At 71.9% G+C, this 24,556-nt stretch carries 23 protein-coding genes and 1 pseudogene; 17 read left to right on the top strand and 7 right to left on the bottom strand.

Going from position 1 to position 24,556, the window contains the following annotated elements; all coding sequences use genetic code 11:
- Positions 1–100: 100 nt before the first annotated feature.
- The 6 genes from prcA to ABEA10_RS50315 all read left to right on the top strand — a co-directional run bounded on the left by prcA (position 101) and on the right by ABEA10_RS50315 (position 5,741).
- Entirely contained in the window at positions 101–841 is a 741-nt protein-coding gene (gene prcA, locus ABEA10_RS50340; protein WP_345475837.1) for a proteasome subunit alpha, read from the top strand.
- A gap of 196 nt (positions 842–1,037) precedes the next feature.
- Positions 1,038–2,396 carry a Pup--protein ligase gene (gene pafA / locus ABEA10_RS50335; RefSeq protein ID WP_329234726.1) on the top strand — a complete coding sequence of 453 codons (1,359 nt, stop codon included), beginning with the start codon at positions 1,038–1,040 and terminating at the stop codon, positions 2,394–2,396.
- Positions 2,397–2,480: 84 nt separating this feature from the next.
- The gene (locus ABEA10_RS50330) at positions 2,481–3,632 is read left to right on the top strand and encodes an FKBP-type peptidyl-prolyl cis-trans isomerase (RefSeq protein WP_345475835.1); all 1,152 of its coding nucleotides are present in this window, start codon (positions 2,481–2,483) and stop codon (positions 3,630–3,632) included.
- Positions 3,633–3,657: 25 nt separating this feature from the next.
- A complete protein-coding gene (locus tag ABEA10_RS50325; RefSeq protein ID WP_345475834.1) occupies positions 3,658–4,572 on the top strand; it encodes an FKBP-type peptidyl-prolyl cis-trans isomerase in 915 nt (304 codons plus the stop codon).
- Positions 4,573–4,601: 29 nt separating this feature from the next.
- Entirely contained in the window at positions 4,602–5,243 is a 642-nt protein-coding gene (locus tag ABEA10_RS50320; RefSeq protein ID WP_345475833.1) for a helix-turn-helix transcriptional regulator, read from the top strand.
- Positions 5,244–5,276: 33 nt separating this feature from the next.
- On the top strand, positions 5,277–5,741 hold the full coding sequence (locus tag ABEA10_RS50315; protein ID WP_345475832.1) for a DUF3291 domain-containing protein: 465 nt from the start codon (positions 5,277–5,279) through the stop codon (positions 5,739–5,741).
- Between the two features lie 38 nt (positions 5,742–5,779).
- Here ABEA10_RS50315 and ABEA10_RS50310 read toward each other — a convergent pair whose 3' ends face one another.
- Positions 5,780–6,850 carry a DUF3866 family protein gene (locus ABEA10_RS50310; RefSeq protein ID WP_345475831.1) on the bottom strand — a complete coding sequence of 357 codons (1,071 nt, stop codon included), beginning with the start codon at positions 6,848–6,850 and terminating at the stop codon, positions 5,780–5,782.
- Positions 6,851–6,901: 51 nt separating this feature from the next.
- On the opposite strand from ABEA10_RS50310, the gene ABEA10_RS50305 reads away from it, so the two are divergent.
- From ABEA10_RS50305 to ABEA10_RS50280, 6 genes are all read left to right on the top strand, one after another.
- Positions 6,902–7,846 (top strand): helix-turn-helix transcriptional regulator, encoded by a 945-nt coding sequence (locus ABEA10_RS50305; protein WP_345475830.1) that lies wholly within the window; start codon positions 6,902–6,904, stop codon positions 7,844–7,846.
- Between the two features lie 118 nt (positions 7,847–7,964).
- Positions 7,965–8,903 (top strand): WYL domain-containing transcriptional regulator, encoded by a 939-nt coding sequence (locus tag ABEA10_RS50300; protein WP_345475829.1) that lies wholly within the window; start codon positions 7,965–7,967, stop codon positions 8,901–8,903.
- A gap of 63 nt (positions 8,904–8,966) precedes the next feature.
- Entirely contained in the window at positions 8,967–9,152 is a 186-nt protein-coding gene (locus ABEA10_RS50295; protein WP_329234753.1) for a hypothetical protein, read from the top strand.
- Between the two features lie 63 nt (positions 9,153–9,215).
- Positions 9,216–9,524: a Sec-independent protein translocase subunit TatA gene (gene tatA / locus ABEA10_RS50290; RefSeq protein ID WP_345475828.1), complete on the top strand. Its 309-nt coding sequence runs from the start codon at positions 9,216–9,218 to the stop codon at positions 9,522–9,524.
- An 84-nt stretch (positions 9,525–9,608) separates the two neighbouring features.
- Positions 9,609–10,430: a twin-arginine translocase subunit TatC gene (gene tatC / locus ABEA10_RS50285; protein ID WP_345475827.1), complete on the top strand. Its 822-nt coding sequence runs from the start codon at positions 9,609–9,611 to the stop codon at positions 10,428–10,430.
- Between the two features lie 70 nt (positions 10,431–10,500).
- A complete protein-coding gene (locus ABEA10_RS50280) occupies positions 10,501–13,221 on the top strand; it encodes a DEAD/DEAH box helicase (protein ID WP_345475826.1) in 2,721 nt (906 codons plus the stop codon).
- 48 nt (positions 13,222–13,269) lie between these two features.
- Here the strand turns inward: ABEA10_RS50280 and ABEA10_RS50275 are convergent, their stop codons facing one another.
- From ABEA10_RS50275 to ABEA10_RS50255, 5 genes are all read right to left on the bottom strand, one after another.
- Complete coding sequence (locus ABEA10_RS50275) at positions 13,270–13,965, bottom strand: Crp/Fnr family transcriptional regulator (protein WP_345475836.1); 696 nt, start codon at positions 13,963–13,965, stop codon at positions 13,270–13,272.
- 156 nt (positions 13,966–14,121) lie between these two features.
- Complete coding sequence (locus ABEA10_RS50270; RefSeq protein WP_345475825.1) at positions 14,122–14,622, bottom strand: hypothetical protein; 501 nt, start codon at positions 14,620–14,622, stop codon at positions 14,122–14,124.
- 105 nt (positions 14,623–14,727) lie between these two features.
- Positions 14,728–15,630: a 5'-3' exonuclease gene (locus ABEA10_RS50265; protein ID WP_329234768.1), complete on the bottom strand. Its 903-nt coding sequence runs from the start codon at positions 15,628–15,630 to the stop codon at positions 14,728–14,730.
- A gap of 241 nt (positions 15,631–15,871) precedes the next feature.
- Complete coding sequence (locus ABEA10_RS50260) at positions 15,872–16,708, bottom strand: SDR family NAD(P)-dependent oxidoreductase (protein ID WP_345475824.1); 837 nt, start codon at positions 16,706–16,708, stop codon at positions 15,872–15,874.
- 40 nt (positions 16,709–16,748) lie between these two features.
- Complete coding sequence (locus ABEA10_RS50255; protein ID WP_345475823.1) at positions 16,749–17,600, bottom strand: SDR family NAD(P)-dependent oxidoreductase; 852 nt, start codon at positions 17,598–17,600, stop codon at positions 16,749–16,751.
- A 128-nt stretch (positions 17,601–17,728) separates the two neighbouring features.
- On the opposite strand from ABEA10_RS50255, the gene ABEA10_RS50250 reads away from it, so the two are divergent.
- Complete coding sequence (locus tag ABEA10_RS50250; RefSeq protein ID WP_345475822.1) at positions 17,729–18,334, top strand: PadR family transcriptional regulator; 606 nt, start codon at positions 17,729–17,731, stop codon at positions 18,332–18,334.
- A gap of 205 nt (positions 18,335–18,539) precedes the next feature.
- On the opposite strand, the gene ABEA10_RS50245 is transcribed toward ABEA10_RS50250, so the two are convergent.
- Positions 18,540–20,072, bottom strand: coding sequence for a SpoIIE family protein phosphatase (locus ABEA10_RS50245; RefSeq protein WP_345475821.1), 1,533 nt, complete (start codon positions 20,070–20,072; stop codon positions 18,540–18,542).
- Positions 20,073–20,403: 331 nt separating this feature from the next.
- Here ABEA10_RS50245 and ABEA10_RS50240 point away from each other — a divergent pair, with 331 nt between their 5' ends.
- From ABEA10_RS50240 to ABEA10_RS50225, 4 genes and pseudogenes are all read left to right on the top strand, one after another.
- Positions 20,404–21,522, top strand: coding sequence for a M24 family metallopeptidase (locus tag ABEA10_RS50240; protein WP_345475820.1), 1,119 nt, complete (start codon positions 20,404–20,406; stop codon positions 21,520–21,522).
- A 202-nt stretch (positions 21,523–21,724) separates the two neighbouring features.
- Positions 21,725–22,888: an acyl-CoA dehydrogenase family protein gene (locus ABEA10_RS50235; RefSeq protein ID WP_345475819.1), complete on the top strand. Its 1,164-nt coding sequence runs from the start codon at positions 21,725–21,727 to the stop codon at positions 22,886–22,888.
- 116 nt (positions 22,889–23,004) lie between these two features.
- On the top strand, positions 23,005–24,339 hold the full coding sequence (locus ABEA10_RS50230) for an ABC transporter ATP-binding protein (RefSeq protein ID WP_345475818.1): 1,335 nt from the start codon (positions 23,005–23,007) through the stop codon (positions 24,337–24,339).
- Positions 24,336–24,556, top strand: a pseudogene (locus tag ABEA10_RS50225) (carbohydrate ABC transporter substrate-binding protein); the annotation flags it as partial. The gene ABEA10_RS50230 and the pseudogene ABEA10_RS50225, both read left to right, overlap by 4 nt.

The following is a 24,556-nucleotide window of genomic DNA, read 5'->3' as shown; positions in this document are numbered from 1 at the left end:
TCGTGCAGGGGCGGATGGGTGCCCCGGGCGGTCCGCCGGCGCCGTTGCGATGATCAGCCGACCAATGACGATCGAGTAGTGAGGAACGCCACCGGTGTCCATGCCGTTCTACGTGTCGCCCGAACAGGCGATGAAGGACAAGGCCGACTACGCCCGCAAGGGCATCTCGCGGGGCCGCAGCGTGGTCGTGCTGCAGTACGCCGACGGCATCCTGTTCGTGGCGGACAACCCGTCGCGGGCCCTGCACAAGATCAGTGAGATCTACGACCGGATCGCGTTCGCGGCGGTCGGCAAGTACAACGAGTTCGAGAATCTCCGGCAGCAGGGCGTGCGGTACGCCGACGTGAACGGCTACATGTACGACCGTCGCGACGTCACGGCGCGGGGCCTGGCCAACGCGTACGCGACGGCGCTGGGCACGGTGTTCACCGAGTCGAACAAGCCGTTCGAGGTGGAGCTCGTGGTCGCCGAGGTGGGCGCGGACGTGGCGTCGGACCAGATCTACCGGCTGACGTTCGACGGTTCGGTCGCCGACGAGCAGGGTTACGTCGCGATGGGCGGTCAGGTCGATCAGGTGGCGTCGGCGCTGAAGGACCGCTTCGAGGAGGGCCTGCCGCTCGCGCGTGCGCTGGGCGTGGCCGTGCACGCGCTGGAGCAGCAGGACACGGACCGCCATCTGGAGGCGGGTCAGCTGGAGGTGGCGGTGCTGGACCGCAACCGGGACCACCGGCTGTTCCGCAGGCTGACGGCGGCGCGGATCAAGCAGCTGCTGGAGGAGGCGGAGCAGGCCGGTGCGGCGGCGCCGGAGGACGGCGCCTCCGAGGATGGTGCCTCCGAGTAAGACCGAAGCGGCACCCGTCGTGATCGTCGCAGGTCACGGCGGGTGCCGCGCGTTTTTGATCTACAATGTAAAGGCGTCAGGCGAGGTCATGGCGGGTTCATGCGTACGGCCGGCGACCGGATGTGGCGCTCTCGTGACCGGTACACCTGGGCTTGATCTCTACCAACCGCGGTCCTCTGACACATAGCCTTGCGGTGTGGACAGGCGCATCTTCGGGTTGGAGAACGAGTACGGCGTTACGTGCACCTTCCGCGGGCAGCGGCGGTTGTCACCTGATGAGGTGGCCCGCTACCTGTTCCGCCGGGTGGTGTCGTGGGGCCGTAGCAGCAACGTGTTCCTGCGCAACGGGGCACGGCTGTACCTCGACGTCGGAAGTCATCCTGAGTACGCGACGCCCGAGTGTGACAGCGTCGATGAGCTCGTCGTGCACGACAAGGCGGGTGAGCGGATCCTCGAGGGTCTCCTGGTGGACGCCGAGCGGCGGCTGCGCGAGGAGGGGATCGCGGGGGACATCTATCTGTTCAAGAACAACACCGACTCGGCCGGCAACTCCTACGGCTGCCATGAGAACTACCTGGTCGGGCGGCACGGTGAGTTCGGCAGGCTGGCCGACGTGCTGATCCCGTTCCTGGTGACGCGTCAGATCATCTGCGGGGCCGGCAAGGTGCTGCAGACGCCGCGCGGCGCGGTCTACTGCGTGAGCCAGCGCGCGGAGCACATCTGGGAGGGCGTGTCGTCGGCGACGACGCGATCCCGGCCGATCATCAACACGCGGGACGAGCCGCACGCGGACGCGGAGCGGTTCCGGCGGCTGCACGTGATCGTCGGTGACTCGAACATGAGTGAGACGACGATGCTGCTCAAGGTCGGGGCGACCGACCTGGTGCTGCGAATGGTCGAGGCCGGTGTGGTGATGCGCGACCTGACGCTGGAGAACCCCATCCGGGCGATCCGCGAGGTCAGCCACGACATGACGGGGCGGCGCAAGGTACGGCTGGCGAACGGGCGGGAGGCCAGTTCGCTGGAGATCCAGTCGGAGTACCTGGACAAGGCGCGCGACTTCGTGGACCGGCGCGGCGCGGACCCGGTGGTGCTGCGGGTGCTGGACCTGTGGGAGCGCACCGTACGCGCGGTGGAGACCGGCGATCTGGACCTGGTGGCGCGCGAGATCGACTGGGTGACGAAGTACCAGCTGATCGAGCGGTACCGGCAGAAGTACGACCTGCCGCTGAGCTCGCCGCGGGTGGCGCAGTTGGACCTGGCCTACCACGACGTGCACCGGGGGCGGGGGCTGTACTACCTGCTGGAGCGGCGCGGGTCGGTGGACCGGGTGGCGCGTGACCTGGCGATCTTCGAGGCGAAGTCGGTGCCGCCGCAGACGACGCGTGCGCGGCTGCGCGGGGAGTTCATCCGGCGGGCGCAGGAGAAACGCCGGGACTTCACGGTGGACTGGGTGCACCTGAAGCTGAACGACCAGGCCCAGCGCACGGTGCTGTGCAAGGACCCGTTCCGTTCGGTGGACGACCGTGTCGACAAGTTGATCGCGGGAATGTGACCGCGTTCTCACGCTACCTTTAGGTGCCTGCTAGAAGGTTGGGTGCGTTCGTGCTGTCGTCATGCCCGCGAAACGGTGGAGAAGATGTCTGAAGTCGAAGGCCGCGAGGAAACCGAGACCGAGGAGACCGAGGAGCCTCAGGACTCCCGGCCGGCCGAGGAGCCTCAGGACGACTCCCGGCCGAAGGTGACGATGCCGCAGGCCCGGGAGATCGGCCGCAGCGAGTTCACTCCGCACGCGCTCGGCACCAAGACCCGCACGGCGCCGCGCAAGGGGACGCGCAAGGCCGCCAAGCGGCGTCAGATCGTCTACTCGGTGGCGGGCGCGGTGGTCGTGCTGGCACTCATCGGCGCGGGCATCTGGTGGGAGACGCGGCCGGCGCCGTCGGTCAAGTTCAAGGGCGCGTTCGGCAAGGCGCCGTCGGTGTCGGTGCCCAAGGCCAAGCCGGCGGTCAAGCAGAGCGTCAAGGAGCTGATCCACGGCTCCGGGCCGAAGATCGGCGCCAACGACTTCGTCGTCGCGCACCTGCTGGCCTACCAGTGGGCGGCGAAGCACCAGAAGTCCCCCAAGCCGCTGCTGGACACCTTCAAGCAGAACAAGCCGGCCGCGGGCACCGCGAACCAGCTGACCGGGCTTCCGGCGCTGGACAAGGAGATCGTGGGCCGCACGCCGGGCACGCGGCTGGAGCTGACCCTGCCGTACAAGGCGGTCGGCGACCAGGTCGCGCAGGCGCTGAAGCTGGGCGCCGGCGATGACCTGGTGCTGTCGGTCGACCTGCTGAAGGCCTACGGCAAGACCGCGTCGGTGCAGGGCACGCAGCAGAAGGTCGACGCGAAGCTCCCGCAGGTCACGCCGGGCGCGCCGGGCCAGGCCCCGACGGTCAAGATCCCGTCGGGTCCGGCGCCGAAGAAGCTGCAGGTCGAGACGCTGATCGAGGGAACCGGCAAGGCGGTCGCCAAGGGGCAGACGCTGATCAATCAGTACGACGGTGTGCTGTGGCGCACCGGCAAGGAGTTCGACTCCAGCTACAAGCACGGCGCTCCGGTCGGGTTCCCGACCGGGGTCGGGCAAATGGTCCCCGGATGGGACAAGGCGCTGGTCGGCAAGAAGATCGGCAGCCGGGTGCTGGTGGTGATGCCTCCGAAGGAGGGCTACGGCCCGACCGGGTCGCCGCAGGTGGGCATCAAGGGCACCGACACCCTCGTGTTCGTTGTCGATATCCTCGACGCGATCTGATCACCCGGTCGCTGGAGGTCGGCGTATGCGGCGTGCCGTCCCGTGGGTCCTGCTGGCCCTCCTCGTCTCGTGCGCTGCCGCGTGCAGCGGGGGCGGGCTGCCCGACGGCGTGAAGGTGACCGGGGCGCTCGGCCGCCAGCCGACGGTGCGGATCCCGGGGTCGGCGCCCGGCGGCGAGCTGGGCGTCAAGACCCTGCACTCGGGCAAGGGCACCAAGGTGGCGGCGGGCGATCTGGTCGCGGCGAACTACGTCGGCTACCGCTGGAACGGCGGTGACCACAAGCTGATCGCCAGCAGCTACGACTCGGGGCACCCGGCGATGTTCCCGTACGGGCACCTGGTGCCGGGGCTGAACAAGGCGCTGGCCGGGCAGCGGCCGGGCGGCCGGGTGGTGGCGGTGATCCCGCCGGGGCAGGGGTACGGCGCGAACGGCTACGCGGCGCTGCAGATCGGTGGCAGCGACTCGCTGGTGTTCGTGCTGGACGTGCTGGCGGTCTATCCCAACGGCGCGGCCGCGCACGGCGCGGCGGAGCCGCAGAGCGAGGCGGGCCTGCCCCGGGTGACGACGGGCGCCGTGCCGTCGCTGACGATCCCGTCGGGCCGCCCGCCGGCGAAGCTGACCGTGCGCACGATCGTGCGGGGCACCGGTAAGCCGGTGGAGGCCCGGCAGACCGTCGTCTACCACGACCTGGGGCAGATCTGGCGTAACCACAAGACGTTCGAGTCCTCGCGTGACCGCGGGCACCCGGACTCGGTGGTGGTCGGCGCCCGGCAGATGATCGACGGGTGGGACCGCGCGGTCGTCGGCAAACCGGTGGGCAGCCGGGTGCTGGTGGTGGTCCCGCCGAGCCTGGGATACGGCAAGAAGGGGCATTCCGCGTCGGGCATCACGCGTAGCGACACCTTGGTGTTCGTGATCGACATTCTCGCCGCGTACTGACCGGCCGCGCGCTCCCTACAATCGGGCGCGTGAGCGATGTGGAGGCCATCACGGCCCTGGGCGATCCGGTGCGGCGGCGGGTGTACGACTACGTGGTCGCCCAGGATCACGAGGTGGGCCGGGCCGAGGCCGCCGACGCGGCCGGGATCCAGCGGACACTGGCGGCCTTCCACCTTGACCGGCTGGCCGAGGCAGGCCTGCTCGACGTGGTGTTCCGCCGTCCGCCCGGCCGCTCCGGTCCGGGGGCCGGGCGGCCCGCCAAGCTCTACCGGCGCTCCGCGGCCGATCACGTCGTGAGCCTGCCGCCACGTGACTACGGCACGCCGGCGGCGCTGCTCGCGGAGGTCGTCGACGCGCTGGGGGCCGAGGGCGACCTGGAGCGGGTCGCGCGGCGGCACGGCCGTGCGGTGGGGGAGACGGCGGAGGGCGGTGTGGAGGAGGTCCTGGCGCGCCAGGGCTACGCGCCGTACCGGGCCGACGGGGCGGTCCGCATGCGCAACTGCCCGTTCCACGCCGTGGCCCGGGAGTTCCCGCCGCTGGTCTGCGGCATGAATCTCGCTCTGGTGGAGGGGCTGCTCGACGGCATGGGCGAGACGGGGCTGTGCGCGCGGATGCGGGCGAGGCCGGGGGAGTGCTGCGTGGAGATCGCTTCTAAAAATAATGATGATTGACTTTAGAGTGCCGGAAGTGATCTGCTGACCCGCATGACGGATCATCACCTCGCGCAGCTCAACGTCGGCCGCCTGCGGTGGCCCCTGGACGCCCCCGAGTCCGCCGGCTTCGTCGACGGGCTCAAGCCGATCAACGCCCTGGCCGACGCGTCCCCCGGGTTCGTGTGGCGCCTGACCGACGAGGGCGGGCAGGACGCCACCTCGATCCACCCCGACGGCGACGACATGATCGTCAACCTGTCCGTGTGGGAGTCGCGTCAGGCGCTGTGGGACTTCACCTACCGCTCGGACCACCTGGAGTACGTGCGGCGCCGCCGCGAGTGGTTCCAGCGCCCGACAGAGCCGATCATGGTGCTGTGGTGGGTGCCGGCCGGTCACCTCCCCTCGCTGGAGGAGGCGCTCGCCCGGCTCGCCCGCCTGCGCGAGGCGGGCCCGGTCCCGGAGGCCTTCACGCTCCGCCGGCCGTACGAGCCGGACGGCCGCCTCGCCCCCACCTGATCTACAACGTAAAGGCGCCGGGCCGGGCGAGCGGGGGTTCAGCCGAGAAGGGCGGCGGCGTGGCGGCCGGCCGCGGCGGCGGTCAGGAAGCCCGCGAGGTCCTCGTCCAGGCCCCGGCCCATCGTCGACAGGCGCACCGGTGAGGCGCGCAGCGCCTCCTCCAGGCCGTCGACCGGCACGCGGACCAGGTCGTGGCGTTCGCCGAGCGGCGCGGCGTCGGCGGTGACCCGCGCGCCGAACGGGCCCGGCAGCTCCGGCACCACCACCTGCGCCCGGGCCAGCGCGACCCGCCCGTACGCGGTGAGGCTGTGGTGCGACACCCCCTGATGGCGTTCGCGGGCGTCGGCCTCGCTGACCCGCAGCGAGGCGACGGGCCGGCCGCCGAGCACACCCGCGGCGTTCACCGCCTCGCCGGCCGACACGCCCGAGAATCCCCAGCGCGTGCCCGTGCCGAGGTTGCCCGGCCCCTGCGCGACGACCGCGACCTCCGCCTCCAGCACGAGCCGGGCGGCCAGCAGTCCGGTGTGCAGGGTCACCGCCTCCAGGTCGCCGCCGAACGCCTGCCCGGTCGTGACGACCGCGGCGAGGGCTCCGGCCTCGCGCAGCGCCGCGGCAGAGCGGGAGAACCAGGAGGGCAGCGCGCCGCCGTCCGGCATGACGTAGACGACACGGGTCCCCGGGCGGTCGCGGTGCAGCCCCGCGACGATCGCCGGCAGCGCCGAGTGCAGGTCGGCGACGACCACCGGCATCCCGTCGATCGAGTCGGCGTCGCGGAGCAGCTCGTGGTGCGGGGAGTCCTGCTCGTCGGCGCCGAGCACGGTCGCCTGCAGAGGCGTGTAGCGGGCCTTGACGAGATGGCCCGGACCCGAGGGATCCGGCGGGAAACGGTCCGGTACGGCCGCCACGATGGCGTACCCTCCGGTGCCAAGCCCCATGGCGAGCGCCGTAGTGTTGAGCAGCACCGCGTCGCCCACCTGGGGCGATCCCACCAGTGCCGGGTAGGCCAGCGCGCGGGCCGCGCCGTCGTGGTCGATCTCCACGTCGAGTTCCATCGCGCCGGGCCACTCCCGGCGTATCTTGACAACCGTGCCTTTGCGCCATCGGATCACGCCGCCAACGGTAGCGTCGGAGGCCACGGGGACGGGTCCGAAGGAGTGCCGATGTCGCGCCGCAAGACAGAGCGGTTGCTCAATCTCGTGGTGTGCCTGCTGGCCACCCGCAGATATCTCACCGCGGAGCAGATCCGCCAGGCCGTGCCGGGCTATCCCGACGGCTCCGAGGCGTTCAAACGCATGTTCGAACGCGACAAGGAGGAGCTGCGCGAGCTCGGCGTCCCGCTGGAGACCGGCAGCGAGGGCGAGGAGGACACCGGCTACCGCATCCAGCGCCAGGCGTACGAGCTGCCGGAGATCCAGCTGGAGCCCGACGAGGCCGCGGTGCTGGGCCTGGCCGCGCGGGTGTGGCAGCGCGCCAGCCTCGCCGAGGCGGCCTCCGGGGCGCTGCTGAAGCTCCGTGCCGCCGGCGTGGACACCGCCGAGGCCGCCTCTCTGGGCATCGAGCCGCGGGTCGACACCCATGAGCCGGCCTTCCCCGCCCTGTGGCGCGCCGTGCGCGACCGCCGGCCGGTGGCCTTCGACTACCAGGGGATCGGGCGCAGCGCGCCGCAGCGGCGTCACCTGGAGCCGTGGGGGGTGGTGAGCCGCCGTGGCCGCTGGTACGTCGCGGGTCACGACCGCGACCGCGGGCAGGTGCGGGTGTTCCGGCTCAGCCGCATCCTCGGCACCGTCTCCGGCGACGGGCCGGCCGGCAGCGTCGTGGTGCCCGACGGCGTCGACGTCCGCGAGATCGTCGCCGACAGCGGCAGCCCGGCGCCGGACCGGCGCACCGCCACGGTGCGGCTGCGTCGCGGCGCCGCCCACGGCATCCGCCGGTGGGCCGCGGACGTACGCCCCGACGAGGGCGAGTGGGACCGCGCCGAACTCGGCTTCGCCGACGTCGACCGGCTCGTGGACTACCTCGCCGGGTTCGCCGACGACGTGGTCGTCATCGGCCCGCCCGACGTGCGCGACGCCATGATCCAGCACTTGAAGGCGGTGCTCGCATGAGTGAACGCAGTGGGCGAATCGAAGACACAGCGCTTTGGGCCACTCTCTCGCTTCCGGGGTCCCCACGGAAGCGCGGAGCCTGCGGAGCGTTTGCGTGGGGCCGGGCGAAGGAGGGCGCATGAGCTCGGCGGATCGTCTCACGAGGCTGCTCGCTCTCGTCCCGTACGTCGTCTCGCGCAGCTCGGTCAGCGTCGCCGAGGCCGCCGCGGCGTTCGAGGTCAGCGAGAAGCAGCTCATCGACGACCTGAACCTCCTGTGGTGCGTCGAGCTGCGCGCCCCCGACCCGTACTGCCCGATCGACCTGTCCTATGAGGGCGGTGAGATCGTCGTCAGCGAGGCCGAGTCGATCAGCCGCCCGCTGCGGCTCGACGTGGACGAGGCCGCCGCGCTGCTCATCGCGCTGCGCACGCTCGCCGAGATCCCCGAGCACGGCGACGCGCTCAGCCGCGTGATCGCCAAGCTGGAGGCCGCCGCCGGCAACGCCGCGCAGCCGAGCAGTCAGGTGTCGGTGCAGGTGGAGGTGCGCCCGGACATCCTCCTCCAGGTGCGCGCCGGGCTCGACGAGGGCCGGCGGCTGCGGATGACCTACTACGTGCCGGGGCGCGACGAGAACACCGAACGCGACGTCGACCCGATGCGCCTGCTCCTGGTGGACGGCTGGTCCTACCTGGAGGGCTGGTGCCGCCGGGCCGAGGCGGTGCGCCTGTTCCGCCTCGACCGCATCGTCGAGCTGGAGGTCCTCGACGTCCCCGCGCGGATCCCGGAGGAGGCCGAGCCGGTCGACGTCGACCGCGGCCTGTTCCGGCCGTCTCCGGACGACACCAGAGTGATCATCGATCTGACGCCGTCCGGGCGCTGGGTCGCCGACCACTACCCCTGCGAGAGCGTCACCGAGCTGGGGGAGGGCCGGCTGCGCGTCGAACTGCGCACCCGGGACACGCGGTGGGTCCGGCGCCTGGCGCTGCGGCTGGCCGGGGACGGCACGGTCGTCGCGCCCGCCGATCTCGCCGGGGGCGTCCGCGACGACGCCGAACGCGCCCTCGGTCAGTACGCCTGACCCGTCGCCGGGGCGCCCGCGCCGCGGACCGGCTCCGGCCACGGGCCGTGTAGTCTCGGGCGCGTGCCGTGGGTGATGTTGTTCATCGGACTGACCTTCGCCGGACTGGTGGTGATCGCCGTCTGCGCGGTCAAGGTGTTCGTCGCCGTCCGCGATCTCGGCCGTGAGATCCAGCACACCAGACAGCGTCTGGCGCCGAAGCATTCGGCGCTGCGCACCGCGGCGCGCCGTCTGGAGGAAACGCGGTAGTGAGCCATTCGCCTGGACGGCGTACGATCAGGGGAGAACCGGCCACTGCTGAAGAGGACTGTCATGGATCTTGGCCCGTGGGAGATCGCGATCATCGCGGTCGTCATTCTGGTGCTGTTCGGCTCGGCGAAGTTGCCCCAGGCGGCGCGTTCGCTCGGGCGTTCGATGCGCATCTTCAAATCCGAGACCAAGGGTCTGATCGGCGACGATGACGAAAAGCAGAACACGTCGGCCGACGCTCGCACGGAGGCCGCACGGCTGCGCGCGGAGGCGGCACGGCTCGAGGCGCAGGCCGGTCCGCAGGAGCTGAAGGCCCCGGAGGACGCCGTGAAGGAAGGCGTGCCGGTACGGCAGTCGGAGCACGGCAAGTAATCCTGACGAGCCGGAGCACACAATCACATGTCGGCAAAGGTGTCCCTGCGGCGTGCCTCCCGAACGCCGAACCCGGATGGGCGCATGCCGCTCATGGAGCACATCCGCGAGCTGCGCAACCGGATCCTCAAGGCGTTGCTCGGCATCGTCGCGGGGGGCATCGTCGGCTGGATCTTCTATGACCCGATCTGGCGGATCCTCCAGCACCCGTACTGCAAGATCCCGCAGGCCCACCGCCTCAACGGGCAGTGCGCGCTCACCACGACCGGGATCCTCGACCCGTTCGTGCTGCGGATCAAGATCTGCCTGATCATCGGATTGGTGCTCGCCTCGCCGATCTGGCTTTACCAGCTCTGGGCGTTCGTCGCGCCCGGGCTCTACCAGCGGGAGCGCCGCTGGACCTACGTCTTCATGGCCGGAGCGATCCCGCTGTTCGCGGCGGGCGCGTTCCTGGCCTACCTGACGCTCGACAAGGGCCTGGGCATCCTGCTCGGCTTCACCCCGGACCACGTCGTCCCGATCGTGACGATCACCAGTTATCTCGGCTACGCCGTCGCGATGCTGCTGATCTTCGGGGCGACGTTCGAGCTGCCCCTGTTCGTCGTGATCCTCAACCTCGCCGGAGTGCTGACGCACGCGCGGATCAGGAAGTGGCGCCGCGCCCTCGTCTTCGGCATCTTCGCGTTCGCCGCGGTCGCCACGCCCAGCCAGGACCCGTTCACGATGCTGGCGCTGGCCCTGCCGACCGTCGTGCTGTTCGAGGTCGCCGAGGTGATCGCCTACGTCCACGACAAGCGCAAGGCCGCCCGGCCCGACCCGTACGCCCACCTGTCCGACGACGAGGCGTCCCCGATCGACATGGGCGATCTGGAAGACCACGACCTGGAGGACACACCACGCGGCTAGCGCCACCCCGGGGTTCGATGATCGTCGGGGTGTGCCGCGTCCCACGCCCGGCTTTCCGTAGGCTTGGACCATGACCACCCCCGCGGAGCGCTATGCCGCGAACCGCCGGCGCATGGCGGGCTACACGCCGGCGCTGACGGACTTCCAGAGCCTGTACGACTTCGACCTCGACTTCTTCCAGGTCGACGCCTGCCGCGCGCTGGAGAACGGCCATGGCGTCCTCGTCGCCGCCCCGACCGGCTCCGGCAAGACCGTCGTCGGTGAGTTCGCCGTCCACCTGGCGCTGGCCAACGGGCAGAAGTGCTTCTACACCACGCCGATCAAGGCGCTGTCGAACCAGAAGTACGCCGACCTGGTGCGCCGCTACGGCACCGGGAAGGTCGGCCTGCTCACCGGCGACAACACCATCAACGGTGAGGCACCGATCGTCGTCATGACGACCGAGGTGCTCCGCAACATGCTCTACGCCTCCTCCCCGACGCTGTCGGGGCTGGCCTACGTCGTCATGGACGAGGTGCACTACCTGGCCGACCGGTTCCGCGGCGCGGTCTGGGAAGAGGTCATCATCCACCTGCCCGACTCCGTACGCCTCGCGGCGCTGTCGGCGACGGTCAGCAACGCCGAGGAGTTCGGCGAGTGGCTGCAGGAGGTGCGCGGCGACACCACCGTCATCGTCGACGAGCACCGGCCGGTGCCGCTGTGGCAGCACATGCTGGCCGGCAACCGCCTGTACGACCTGTTCGTCGACGACGAACACGCCAAGGTCAACCCGGCGCTGCGCCGCTTCGCCCTCGACGACCTGCGGCGCACCAAGGTCAACCAGGGACGCCGCAGCGGCCGGCGTCGTGAGGCACGGCCGCAGCGGTTCCGCCCTCCGGCCCGTTCGGAGGTGATCGACCGCCTCGACCGGGCCGGGCTGCTCCCCGCGATCACCTTCATCTTCAGCCGGGCCGGCTGCGACGCGGCCGTCGAGCAGTGCATGTACGCCGGGCTGCGGCTGACCTCCATGGAGGAGGCCGAGGAGATCCGCGCCCACGTCGAGGAACGCGTCGCCGACATCCCGCGCGAGGACCTGGACGTCCTCGGCTACCGCGCCTGGCTGGGCGCCCTCGAACGCGGCCTGGCCGCCCACCACGCCGGGATGCTGCCGACGTTCAAGGAGATCGTCGAGGAGCTGTTCACCGAGGGGCTCATCAAGGCGGTCTTCGCCACCGAGACGCTCGCGCTCGGCATCAACATGCCGGCCCGCACCGTCGTCATCGAACGCCTCGTCAAGTGGAACGGCGAGATGCACGCCGACCTGACGCCGGGGGAGTACACCCAGCTCACCGGCCGGGCGGGGCGGCGCGGCATCGACGTCGAAGGCCACGCCGTCGTGCTGTGGACCCCCGGCGTCGACCCCGGCTCGGTGGCCGGCCTGGCCGGCACCCGCACCTACCCGCTCAACTCCAGCTTCCGCCCGTCGTACAACATGGCCGTCAACCTCGTCGGCCAGTTCGGCCGTGAGCGGGCCCGTACGCTCCTGGAGGAGTCCTTCGCACAGTTCCAGGCCGACCGGGCCGTGGTGGGCCTGGCACGGCAGCTACGGCGCAACGAGGAGGCCCTGGAGGGCTACCTGGAGGCCGCCACGTGCCACCTCGGCGACTTCATGGACTACGCCCGGCTGCGGCGGCGGCTGTCGGACCGGGAGAAGGAGCTCGCGCGTGCGCGGTCCGGCGCCCAGCGCGCCGAGGCGGCGCGGTCCCTGGAGCGGCTGCGGCCCGGTGACGTCATCGTCGTGCCGAACGGCCGGTGGGCCGGGTTCGCGCTCGTGCTCGAACCCGGCGCCGCCAAACGCGTCGACGACCCGTCACCGCTCGTGCTGACCGTCAACCGGCAGGTCAAGCAGCTGGCGCTGATGGACTTCCGCGGCCCGGTCGAGCCGGTCGAGCGCATCCGCATCCCCGCGTCATTCAGCCGCAAGTCGCCCCAGCACCGCCGTGACCTGGCCTCCACGCTGCGCAACAAGACCGCCCTGATCGATGCGCCGCGCCCGGCCAAGCGGCCCGAGCCCACCGGCGAGGACCCGCAGATCAAGGAGCTGCGCCGACGGCTGCGCGAACACCCCTGCCACGGCTGCGCGGAGCGCGAGGACCACGCCCGGTGGGCCGAACGCTATTTCCGGCTCGAACGCGAGACCGCCGACCTGCGCCGCCGTGTCGAGGGCCGTTCCCAGGTGATCGCCCGGACGTTCGACCGGGTGTGCGGCGTCCTCGAACAGCTCGGCTACCTGGAGGACGAGCGCGTCACCGACGCGGGGCGGCGGCTGGGGCGCCTCTACAGCGAGTCGGACCTGCTCACCGCCGAATGCCTGCGGGAGAACGTCTGGGAGGGCCTGGACGCCGCCGAGCTCGCCGCGAGCGTGTCCGCGCTCGTCTACGAGTCCCGGACCGACGACCCCAAGGCCCCGCGCGTGCCGGCCGGCCCGGTCACCGAGGCGCTGACGAAGATGGCGAGCCTGGCGGAGGACCTGCGCGAGGTCGAACGCGACCACCGCGTGGCGTTCCTGCGCGAGCCGGACCTGGGCTTCGTGTGGGCCGCCCACCGGTGGGCCCGCGGCCACCAGCTCGACGCGGTGCTCAGCGACACGGACCTGACCGCGGGCGACTTCGTCCGCTGGGTGAAGCAGCTGCTGGACCTGCTGGGCCAGATCGCCGAGGCCGCTCCGCGGGACAGCGGCATCCGCGCGACGGCCGGCAAGGCCATGGACGCCATGCGCCGCGGCGTCGTCGCCTACTCCTCCGTCGCCTGACCGGCCCGCGCGCCGCGTCCCCGCGGGTTTCCCGTCACGGGGCGCCGGTCAGAACTCGTCCTCGGCCTCGGCGACCTCGCGCAGGGCGCCGGGGTCCAGGATGAGGATGCGCATGCGCTGGGTGACGACCACGCCGTCCTTGCGCCACACCGTCAGGGCGCGGGCGACCGTCTCGCGGGCCCGGCCGATCATCGTGGCGAGTTCGTGCTGGGTCAGCGGCAACGGCAGCGCCACGGCGCCGTCCGCGCCCGGAACGCCGTAGCGTTCGGCCAGGTCGAGCAGCAGCAGCGCGAGCAGCTTTGGGCCGCTCGTGCCGACCTGGGAGGTCATGCGGCGGTCGGCGTCGTCCATCCGGCCGACCATCACCCGCGCGAGGACCTGCGCGGCGTGGGCGTGGGCGTTGAGGAAGCTCGCGAACTGCTCGGCCGGGACCGCGAGCGCGCGCACCCGGTTGAGGGCCTTGACGTTCGCCGATCGCGGCCGGCCGTTCAGCCAGCCGCTCTCGCCGATCGTGTCGGCCGGTCCGCGGATCGCCAGCATGACCTCATGCCCGTCGGCACGCCCGGCCGTCACCTTCACCCACCCGTCCAAGATGATCAGGACGTGGTCGGGGTCGGCGCCCTGACTGCACAAGAGCGTACCGGCGGCATACTCACGAGTCCGACCGGCCGCGCGCAACGCGGTCCGTTCGGACTCGTTCAGTGCCTGCCAAAAACCTTGTCTGTTCGCGAGGGTCTCCTGCACCAGGTTCCCGTCTGCCCGTCCCGGCAGAGGTTCGTTATTGAACCTCATTTCTTCCAGTGGACCTAATGAATGGCAAGGATGTCTAGAGGCCGGCACCCGATGCATGGGGAGTGGGGCGGTTTTCCATGACCCGGGTGCCGGCCGGTCCGTGACGGCCTAACGGCTGAAGGCCATCGCCCCGGCCGCGACGCTCCAGGCGAGCACGCCGACGCCGGTCACGTAGGCCCAGGTCAGTGCCTGCTGCGTCAGCGTCTCGCGATGGCGTACGGCCGCGGTCAGCTTCTGCAGTTGCAGCACGGCCGGCGCGCACAGCTCCGGCGCGTCGCCCGGGATCTCGGCGATGAAGCGATAGAACCGCTCCTGAGCGAACGAGGTGAGACGGTTCGCGCGGACGAGCAGGGCGACGGTCACCGTGCCGGCGGCGAGCACCGGCGCCAGAGCCGCGAGAAGGACGCCGCCGTACGGGGCGCCGCTCGCCGTCCGGATCGTGTCGGCCTGCACGACCAGACCCATCGCCCCCGTCGCGACGATCCATCCGGCGAGGGCGGTGGCGTGGTTGGAGCGCCGCACCATCCCGAACATCGCGCTCACGCCGCCGAACGCCGCCCCGTCATCCCCGGGGGACGGTGGTGTTCGCCTGCTGAGGATCGTCGTCATGGCCGCCTCTCAGTGATCCCCGTCGCGCAACTTTCACTGCGCCTCTCACTGAAATGAAAACCCCAAGCGGCCGGGAACACTGCGCCATATGACGCAATCAGCGCATTAGTCGCCCGACGTTTTCACGGCGGCCAGCAATCGGTTGACCGGGCCCTCGAGGTTCCACCGGTCGGTGAGCTCCACCAGGCGTTCCGGCGAGCGCGGCGTGCGCGGCAGCCGCGCGTCGAGGTCCGGAAGGGGGATATCGGTGACGACCCGCACGACCATTTCGGCGGCGCGCAGGTAGTCCCGCGCCTTCTCCAGCTTCAATCGGCTGCCGGCCGGAAAACCGGACATCTCGCCCGTATCGAGCGCCTTTTCGATGCCCTCCAGCGAACCGAATCTCGTGATCAAAGCGGCGGCCGTCTTGTCGCCGACGCCGGGCACGCCCGGCAGCCCGTCACTCGGGTCGCCGCGCAGCGTCGCGAAGTCGGCATAGGCCCGCCCCGGCACGCCGTACTTGGCGGTGACCTCGGCCTCGCCGACGACCTGCAGCGCCTTGATGCCGCGCGCCGTGTAGAGGACGCGCACCGGCTTGTCGTCGCGGACGAGCTGGAACAGGTCACGGTCGCCGGTCACGACGTCGACCTCGCCCGGCTCGGCGGCGGCGAGCGTGCCGATGACGTCGTCGGCCTCGTACCCCGCGGCGCCGACCTTGGCGATGCCGAACGCCTCGAGCACCTCCTCGATGACCGGGACCTGCGCGCCGAGCGCCGGCGGCGTCTGGTCGCCGCCGTCGGGCCCGACCCGGTGCAGCTTGTAGGACGGCAGGGCCTCGACCCGGAACCGCGGGCGCCAGTCGGCGTCCATGCAGGCCACCACCGAGTGCGGCGATCGCTCCCGCACGAGCCGGGCGATCATGTCGAGCAGCCCGCGGATCGCGTTGACGGGCGTGCCGTCGGAGGCGGTCACCGATTCGGGCACCCCGTAGAAGGCGCGGAAGTACAGCGACGGCGTGTCAAGCAGCATGAGTCCACCCACGCCCCCATCTTGGCAGCCTCCGCCGACAGGAACCGCCGGGTCGTCCGACCCGGTCGGGCCGCGGCGCGGGAACGCCCACCGAGCGCGCGCACGCCGCCGTCTCCACGCGCCCCGCCCCGTCCCCGTGTGGATGACCGAAGACGCGTCCGGCGAAGACGGCCTCCGCACCGCCGCGGAGACGCCGGCCGCCCACCGGTTCCAGGCGCCCGGCGAGGCCTCCGGCGAACCGTCAGCGGCGCGGCGCCCACGCGTCGTCGAGGAACGGGGCCAGCAACCCGGCGGTCACCGCGCGCAACCGCTCGCGCGACAGAGGGTCGTAGGTCCCCTCGTGGGCACGGGCCTCGTCGGTGCCGTCGAAGTAGCGCCCGCCGGTCGCGCCGGCCGGTCCGGTCGCCAGGTTCATCACCGCCCGCACGCCTTTGGCGACCGTGGACATCGGCGGCATCATCGACTCCCTGACCATGTGGGTGTTCATCATCGTCGCCGGGTGCAGGCAGGTGACGGCGACCGGACGCCCGGCGAGCTCCTCGGCGAGGGAGAAGGTGAACGCGGCGAGCGCGAACTTGCTGCGGAAGTACGCCTGCGCCCCGGAGTAGTGCCTCTCCAGCCCCAGGTCGGCCAGGTCGACCGGTGCCTGGCCGGCCGAGCCGACGTTGATGACCCGCGCGGGCGCGCCCGCCTCGAGCGCGGGCAGCAGCCGCCGGGTCAGCAGGACCGGCGCGAGGTAGTTCACCGCGAACCGCAGTTCGTGGCCGTCCTCGCTGAGCCTTCTGCGGCGGTACGGCGGGCGGCCGGCGCCCACGCCGGCATTGTTGACCAGCAGCCCGACGGTGCCGTGCTCGTCGGTCACCCGGTCGGCCAGCTCGCGGACCCGCGCGAGCGAGCCCAGGTCGGCGAGGCAGACCTCGGCGCTGCCCCCGGAACCGGTGATCTGATCCACCACGGCGGTCGCCCGCCCGGCGTCGCGGCCGTGCACCAGCACGTGCCGGCCCTCCTGGGCCAAAGCGGTGGCGACCGCCTTGCCCAGCCCGGAGGTCGCGCCCGTGACCAGGGCGATGTTCGTCATCTCTGCTCCCTTGACTTCCTCGGTTCGCGGCGCCGGCCGGTCAGGCCGCCGCGGCCTTGCCGAGCCCGAGCATCCGGACCACCACCCGGTCACGGAGCCGCGACGGCAGGCGGGCCAGCATCAGCGCGGGCCGTACGTCGGAGCCGGCCGCGTACCGGGCCCGCGGGCGGCTCGCCTCCAGCGCCCGGACGATCGTGCGGGCGACCCGGTCCGGCCCGGCGCCCCGCATCCGGGCGACGGCGGCGTCCACGGCCTCGATCTGCCGCCGGTACAGCGCGAGGCGCGCCGGGTCGGCGGAGGCGAGGGCGGTCTCCGCGGCGGCGTTCGCCTTGGCGAAGATCTCGGTCTCCACAGAGCCCGGGACGACGGTGATCACCGCGATGCCCTGCCCGGCGAGTTCGACGCGCGCGGCGTCGGACAGGGCGTCCAGTGCGGCCTTGCTCGCCGAGATCGGACCGGCGAACGGCATGGCGAGCCGCGCGGTCGGTGCGCTGATGTTGATCAGACGGCCGCCTCCCGTACGGAGCAGCGGCGCGAACGCGCGGGTGACCTCGACGGGCCCGAAGACGTTGACGGCGAACTGCCGGTGCAGTTCGCCGGCCGGCACCAGCTCCAGCGGGCCCTGGACGATGACGCCGGCGTTGTTGACGACGCCGGCCAGACCCTCGCCGTCCTCCAGCCGGGCGACCTCCTCGGCGGCGGCCGCGACGCTGCCGGGATCGGTGACGTCGATCCGCACCTGCTCGACGCCGGCCAGGTCACGCAGGTGCGGCGCCTCGGCGCGGACGCCGGCGTAGACCCGGTGCCCGCGTTCGGACAGCGCCCGGACCGTGGCGGTGCCGATGCCTCCGGCCGCTCCCGTGACGAAGACGGCGCGCGTGTTCGTGCCCATGAACCCACCTCAGATGTACGGAAGTACATGTTCTTAAGGACATGTACTTAGGGACACGTGGAATCATCGAGGTGGTCCGAGGGACATGTCAAGATGGAGTCCACGACCACGTCCGGAAAGGTGCTGTCTTGTCCCTGCGCCATGGATTGCTCGGGCTGCTCGCCGAAGGCCCGGCCAGTGGGTACGACCTGGCCCGGCGCTTCGAGGAGGCCCTCGGCCCGGTGTGGCCGGCCCAGCACCCGAAGATCTACGCCGAGCTGTCACGGCTCGCCGGCGCCGGGATGATCGAGGTGGACAGCCGCGGCCCGCGGGGCCGGAAGGCGTATCGGATCACCGACACCGGCCTGGCCGAGGTACGCCGCTGGCTGGCCGAGGGCGACGTCGACCACACCCTGCGCAGCGAGTCGGTGCTGCGGTCGTTCTTCTTCTGGCTCATGGAGCCGGACGCGCTGCGCGAACACCTGCGGCGCGAGCAGCGGTTCTTCGCCGAGACCGCCGCCCTGGCACGGACGTACGCGGCGGCCAAGGACCGCGGCGACTTCGGCGACAGCATGCAGACCAAGTCGATGCGCGTGGCCGTGGAGGCGGCGATCCGGATGTACCAGGCGCTGGCCGACTGGGCCGAGTGGGCCCAGACCGTTCCCCCGGCGGTCGCCGACACCGGCCGGCCCGACGAGGCGGCCGATGCGGCTCGGGCGCCGACCGGCCCCGACGAGCCGGCCGCGGCCGGTTAGTGGTCTGTCTCAAGGCCCCGCCGCCCTACGGCGCGCGGCCCTCGTCCCGCGCCCTCGGCGGGCGGTGGGGGATCGCGCGGGCACTCGGCCCGTCGCCGGCCGGCGAACCGGGTCGGCTCCCTCCTCCGCCGTGCGAGGCGCCGACCGGACACCACGGGCCACGAACGAGGACGCCGTGACGGGCCCCGGCCGCGGCGTGCCGGAGTCACTCGATCTGGATGGCGACCACGCAGGTGTCGTCGTTGGGGTTGGGGGCGCCGAAGGCCTCCAGGACGTGGTCCAGCACGCCCTCCGGGTCGCCGGAGCCGGTGGTGGCCGCCGCGTGGACCAGCAGGTCCAGGCCCTCCTGCAGGCAGCGCTCCCGGCGTTCGATGAGGCCGTCGGTGTAGAGCAGCAGCAGGTCGCCCGGCTCCAGCGAGGTCGTCTCCACCGCGAACTCCGGCTCGTGCATCGCGCCGAGCAGGATGCCCTCCGGCGGGTCGAGCGTGACGGCCTTGCCCTCGCGGATCAGCACGGGTGGCAGGTGACCCGCCTGGGCCCAGGTGAGCGTGCGCTCGTCCGGGTCGTACCGGCCCGCCAGCACGGTGGCGGTCAGGGACGTCGGCCAGTGCAGCGTCAGCCGGTTGAGCCAGCCCAGCAGCCGGTCCGGCGGCGCGCCGGAGAACGCCAGCCCGCTCAGGCCGTTGCGCAGCCGGGCCATCGCCGCGGCGGCGTTCAGGCCGTGCCCGGACACGTCGCCGATGGCGAGGAAGACTCCCTCGCCGTCGATGGCGGTCGTCTCGTACCAGTCGCCGCCGACCCGCGCCGAGTGACCCGCCGGCAGGTAGCGCACGGCCGCGCGCAGCCCCGGCTTCTCGACGATGCCCTCGGGCAGGGGGAGGATCGACCGCTGCATCTCGATCGCCTGGTGACGCTCGGCGGCGATCAGACGGCGCTCCAGCTGTACGCGGGAGGCCTTGAGCGCCCGCTCGCCGAGGCGCCAGCGGGTGACGTCCTGGCAGACGCACCGCACGGCGGCGGGCGTGCCGTAGGCGTCCAGGACCGGCTCCCCCATGAACCGTACGTCGCGGGTCTCCTCGCCCCGCAGGACACGGATCTCGTTGTCGACCTTCTCGGTGCCGTCGAGCAGCGTGCGGACCAGGTGGACGACCAGCGGCACGTCGGCGGGAACGACCCGCTCGGCCAGGCGTTCGAGGGGCAGCGGGCCCTCGGCCGGATCGCGTCCGAAGATGCGGTAGAGCCGGTCGGACCAGTGGATCCGGCCGCCGGTCAGGTCCCACAGCCCCCAGCCGAGGTTGCCGATGCGCTGGGTCTGTTCGTGCTGCGCCGCCGGGTCGTCGGCGGCCGGCGGCGCGGGGCCGGGCGACGGCGTCACCCGTGGCCGTGCGCGGGCGCGCAGGCGGGCGGCGAGGTCGGTGTCCGGCACGCCGGGGGACAGGACGGACAGGACGCCGGGAGAGGGGGCGTCCTCGCCGCCGGGCTCGGGGGTCAGCAGTAAGCGCGCGGCGACCTCGGGGGAGATCCCGCTGTCGCGTGCGATCTCCAGAAGATGGGTGTGGGCGGCGGCGACGCCGCAGCCGAGCCGCTCGGCGAGCAGGCCCTTCGCCTGTTCGAGAATGGCCGTGCGGCGGGCGACGGCGTGCGTCTGCTCGAGCTCTGCCCGGAGCCGGTCGACGGTGTCCGCCAAGCTGGCGGCACGCTCGACCCCGGAGCCGTCGTGGTCGTGAGGGATGCCCATGTGACCGCTTTCGAGGTGATCGTCTGCACCCGGACGGACACTCACAGTAGTGGCTCCGGGGCGGCGGAAGGGGGACCGAACCTGGTTTCCGGGGGTCGTGGCGGATACGAAGCAGCATCTGGCGGACGCGCTCACCTCGGGTGAGCCGTGGACCATATCCTAGCGATTCATACCCTCCGCGATGAAGCGATCGCGAACAGCGATCATTCCTGGCCACCTCCTGCGCCCGAGGTCACCGGCATCGGCGATTCCCCCGCCTCGCACCGGAGCGGTCGGCGTCCGCCGGGACGGGTAGATTTCCGGCAGGCCCGCAACAAGGAGAGGTGGCACGTTGACCAGTGCGAAATCAGCTTTCGAGCCCGAGCGTCTGACACGGGCGCGGCAGGCGGTCGCCGCGTCGGGCCTGGGCGCGGTGTTCCTGACGCCAGGGCCCGACCTGCGCTACGTCACCGGCTACGACGCCATCCAGCTCGAACGCCTGACGTGTCTCGTCATGCCGGCCGCCGGCGACCCGTTCCTGGTCGTGCCCCGGCTGGAGTTGCCGGCGGCGCAGGCGTCGCCGGCCGGCGAGCTCGGCCTGGAGATGGTTCCCTGGGACGAGACCGACGACCCGTTCGCGCTCGTGGCCTCCCGGCTGCCCCGCGACGTGTCACGCGTCGGAGTCGCCGACCGCATGTGGGCGGTCATGGCGCTGCGGTTCCGCGCCGCGCTGCCGGGCGCCGAACAGGTCCCCGCCGGCACGGTCCTGCGCGAGCTGCGGATGCGCAAGAGCCACGCCGAGGTCGAGGCGCTGCGCGAGGCGGGAGCGGCGATCGACCGCGTGCACCGGCTCGTGCCGGGCCTGCTCAAGGCGGGCCGCACCGAACGCGAGGTCGGCCGCGACATCGCCGAGGCCATCGTCGCCGAGGGGCACGCGGTCACCGACTTCGTCATCGTCGGCTCCGGGCCCAACGGCGCCAGCCCGCACCACGAGCTGTCCGACCGCGTGATCCAGCCGGGCGACCCGGTGGTGGTCGACATCGGCGGCACCATGCCGAGCGGCTACTGCTCGGACTCCACGCGCACGTACGCGGTCGGTGAGGCGCCCGCGGACTTCCGCGCCTACTACTCCGTGCTCCAGGAGGCGCAGGCCGCCGCCCGCGCCGCCGTGCGCCCCGGCGTCACTCCGGAGGCCGTCGACGCCGCCGCCCGCGACATCATCGCCGCGGCCGGCTACGGCGAGCTCTTCATCCACCGTACGGGCCACGGCATCGGCCTGGAGACCCACGAGGATCCCTACATCGTCGCGGGCAACACCGAGCCGCTCGACGTGGGCATGGCCTTCTCCATCGAGCCGGGCATCTACCCCGGCCCGCACGGCGCGCGCATCGAGGACATCGTCGTGTGCACCGCCGACGGTCACGAGAGCGTCAACGGCGTGACGCGCGACCTGGTCATCGTCGACGCCTGACGGGACGCCGTGCGGCGCCCCGGCGGCGCCGCACGGCCCGCCGCCGGCCGGACCGGTCCGCCGTCTCCGCCGCACGGCGTTCCGGCTCGGAGCGTGCTCGCGGCGGCCGGCGCGGGCGGCGGCGAAGCCGGTTAGTCGGACGTCCTAGTATTTTCCTGAGTTCCTCTTCAGCGTCGAGGAGGGACGGGGAGGCGGATGGACGATGAGCCCTGCGGAGACGAGCGTCGAACGCGACCTGCCGACGCCGGAGGCCCATGATCTTCTCGACCTGACCCGCGACCTGGTCGCGGCCGAGCTCGCGCCGCGCGCCGCCGCCGAAGAGGAGGCCGGGCGGTTCCCCCGCGAGGTCTTCCGCACGCTCGGCCGCGCCGGGCTGCTCGGCCTGCCCTACCCCGAGGAGTACGGCGGCGGCGGGCAGCCGTACGCGGTGTACCTGCAGGTCATCGAGGAGCTGGCGGCCGGCTGGCTCGCCGTCGGCCTGGGCGTGAGCGTGCACACGCTCGCCTGCTTCCCGGTCGCGCGGTACGGCACGGCCGCCCAGCGCGAGCGGTGGCTGCCGGACATGCTGGGCGGCGAGACGCTCGGCGCGTACTGCCTGTCCGAACCTCACTCCGGGTCGGACGCCGCGGCGCTGACCACCCGGGCCGAGCGTGACGGCGACGTCTACCGGCTGCACGGCACCAAGGCGTGGATCACCCACGGCGGCCGTGCCGACTTTTACACCGTCTTCGCCCGCACCGGGCCCGACAAGAGCCGCGGGGTGTCCTGCCTGCAGGTCGGCGCGGCCGGCGAGGGCATCTCCGCGGCACCGCCGGAGAGGAAGATGGGCCTGCGCTCCTCTCCCACCGCGCAGGTGAGCTTCGACGACGTGCGGGTGCCCGCCGACGACCTGGTCGGCGGGGAGGGCCAGGGGTTCCCGATCGCGCTGTCCGCCCTCGACGGCGGCCGCCTGGGCATCGCGGCGTGCGCCGTGGGGGTCGCCCGCGCGGCCCTCGACGCGGCGGTGGCGTACACGCGCGAACGCCGCCAGTTCGGCCGGCCCATCGGGGAGTTCCAGGGGCTGCGGTTCCTGCTCGCCGACATGGCGACGGGCGTGGAGGCGGCGCGGTCGCTGTACCTGAGCGCCGCGCGCCGCCGCGACGCCGGGCTGGAGTACGGCACGCAGGCCGCGATGGCCAAACTGTTCGCGACCGACACGGCGATGCGCGTGACCACCGACGCGGTCCAGGTGCTCGGCGGCTATGGATACGTCAGTGACTTTCCGGTCGAGCGCTATATGCGCGAGGCGAAGGTCCTGCAGATCGTCGAGGGAACCAATCAGGTTCAGCGCGTCGTCATCGGCCGCGCCTTGACCCACCCAAGATAACGATCTCTTTACGAAGCGCGTTCTCCGACCGGATATCTTGCGGCCTCCGTAAAAGGGGGAGTAGGACAACTGGCACGCGTTCTTTTGCGTGCCGGGATATTGGTTGAGGAGGCGCGGTGGCACAGGTCGTCCTGGCCGGGGTCGGCAAGGTATATCCGGACGGCACTCGTGCCGTCGACGATCTGAATCTGAACATCGCGGACGGTGAGTTTCTCGTTCTCGTGGGACCGTCCGGCTGCGGCAAGACGACGGCGCTGCGAATGGTCGCCGGCCTGGAGGAGATCTCCGAGGGCACGGTGAGCGTCGGCGGCCGGGTGGTCAACCGGGTGCCCTCGCGCGACCGTGACGTCGCCATGGTCTTCCAGAGCTACGCCCTGTACCCGCACCTTTCGGTCCGGCAGAACATCGGGTTCGGGCTCACGCTGCGCAAGGTGCCCAAGGCGGAGATCCGCAAGCGGGTCGAGGAGGCCGCCCGCACGCTGGGCCTGGAGGACTACCTCGACCGCCGGCCGCGGAACCTGTCCGGCGGTCAGCGGCAGCGGGTCGCCATGGGCCGGGCGATCGTCCGCGAGCCGCAGGCGTTCCTGATGGACGAGCCGCTGTCCAACCTCGACGCCAAGCTGCGCGTGCAGATGCGCGCCGAGATCGCCCGCATCCAGCGCGACCTGGGCGTCACCACGATCTACGTCACCCACGACCAGACCGAGGCGATGACCCTCGGCGACCGGGTCGCGGTGATGAAGAAGGGCGAGCTGCAGCAGGTCGCGCCGCCCCAGGAGCTGTACGACCGGCCGGCGAACCTGTTCGTCGCCGGCTTCATCGGCTCCCCGGCGATGAACCTCCTGCAGGGAGAGCTGACCGGCACCGCGGCCGACCTGCGGCTGAAGATCGGCGGGCAGGAGCTCCGCGTCGGCCCCGAGGTCCTGGAGCGCAGGCCCGCGCTGCGCGACTACATCGGCCGTTCCCTCGTCGTCGGTATCCGGCCCGAGGACATGGAGGACGCCCGGCTCAGCGAGGCGACCGACGGCAACCGGCTCACCTCGACCGCCGAGCTGGTCGAGGCGATGGGCTCCGACGTCCTCGTGCACTTCGGGCTGGAGACCTCCACGGTCGTGACCGAGGACACCAAGGAGCTCGCCCGCGACGCCGGCACCGACGTGCTCGGCACGCTGGAGACGCCGCACACCGTCGTGGTGGCACGCTTCAGCCCCCGTACGCAGGTCAAGGTCGACGACGCCGTCGAGGTGCGCGTCGACACCGCCCGGCTGCACTTCTTCGACCTGGAGACGAGCGCGGCGATCTGGGGCGACGAGGCCGCCGGCGGCACCGGACCCGAAGCGCCTGCCGCGGAGGAGCCCACCGCGGAGGAGGCCGCCGCGGACGCGCCCGCACCGGCCGGTGACGCGACCGGCGATGACCCCGGCGACGACGCCAGGAAGGAAGACCGATGAGGATCAGCACGCGATGGACGGCCGCGGTGGCCGCGGCCGGGCTGCTGGCGTCGGCCGCGGCCTGCGGTGGCGACGACAAGCCTTCCGACTCGTCCAGCTCTGGTGCTGGGGGTCAGGAGCTGAAGGGTGTGACCATCGAGGTCGCGGCGAAGTGGACGGGGGTGGAGCAGCAGAACTTCGAGAAGGTGTTGTCGGCCTTTGAGAAGAAGACCGGTGC

The organism is Actinoallomurus oryzae, assembly GCF_039541955.1.
GTDB classification, from domain to species: Bacteria; Actinomycetota; Actinomycetes; order Streptosporangiales; family Streptosporangiaceae; genus Actinoallomurus; species Actinoallomurus oryzae.
This window is presented reverse-complemented; position numbering and strand designations above follow the sequence as displayed.

What these genes read in the sequence shown, in the direction of transcription:
- ABEA10_RS50300 (WP_345475829.1), top strand. Translation starts at nt 7,965, where the DNA reads ATGAGCTCGGCGGATCGTCTCACGAGGCTGCTCGCTCTCGTCCCGTAC.
- ABEA10_RS50260 (WP_345475824.1), bottom strand. Translation starts at nt 16,708, where the DNA reads ATGACGAACATCGCCCTGGTCACGGGCGCGACCTCCGGGCTGGGCAAG.
- tatC (WP_345475827.1), top strand. Translation starts at nt 9,609, where the DNA reads ATGCCGCTCATGGAGCACATCCGCGAGCTGCGCAACCGGATCCTCAAG.
- ABEA10_RS50270 (WP_345475825.1), bottom strand. Translation starts at nt 14,622, where the DNA reads ATGACGACGATCCTCAGCAGGCGAACACCACCGTCCCCCGGGGATGAC.
- ABEA10_RS50235 (WP_345475819.1), top strand. Translation starts at nt 21,725, where the DNA reads ATGAGCCCTGCGGAGACGAGCGTCGAACGCGACCTGCCGACGCCGGAG.
- prcA (WP_345475837.1), top strand. Translation starts at nt 101, where the DNA reads ATGCCGTTCTACGTGTCGCCCGAACAGGCGATGAAGGACAAGGCCGAC.
- ABEA10_RS50325 (WP_345475834.1), top strand. Translation starts at nt 3,658, where the DNA reads ATGCGGCGTGCCGTCCCGTGGGTCCTGCTGGCCCTCCTCGTCTCGTGC.
- ABEA10_RS50330 (WP_345475835.1), top strand. Translation starts at nt 2,481, where the DNA reads ATGTCTGAAGTCGAAGGCCGCGAGGAAACCGAGACCGAGGAGACCGAG.
- ABEA10_RS50280 (WP_345475826.1), top strand. Translation starts at nt 10,501, where the DNA reads ATGACCACCCCCGCGGAGCGCTATGCCGCGAACCGCCGGCGCATGGCG.
- ABEA10_RS50305 (WP_345475830.1), top strand. Translation starts at nt 6,902, where the DNA reads ATGTCGCGCCGCAAGACAGAGCGGTTGCTCAATCTCGTGGTGTGCCTG.
- ABEA10_RS50255 (WP_345475823.1), bottom strand. Translation starts at nt 17,600, where the DNA reads ATGGGCACGAACACGCGCGCCGTCTTCGTCACGGGAGCGGCCGGAGGC.
- ABEA10_RS50315 (WP_345475832.1), top strand. Translation starts at nt 5,277, where the DNA reads ATGACGGATCATCACCTCGCGCAGCTCAACGTCGGCCGCCTGCGGTGG.
- ABEA10_RS50245 (WP_345475821.1), bottom strand. Translation starts at nt 20,072, where the DNA reads ATGGGCATCCCTCACGACCACGACGGCTCCGGGGTCGAGCGTGCCGCC.
- tatA (WP_345475828.1), top strand. Translation starts at nt 9,216, where the DNA reads ATGGATCTTGGCCCGTGGGAGATCGCGATCATCGCGGTCGTCATTCTG.
- ABEA10_RS50265 (WP_329234768.1), bottom strand. Translation starts at nt 15,630, where the DNA reads ATGCTGCTTGACACGCCGTCGCTGTACTTCCGCGCCTTCTACGGGGTG.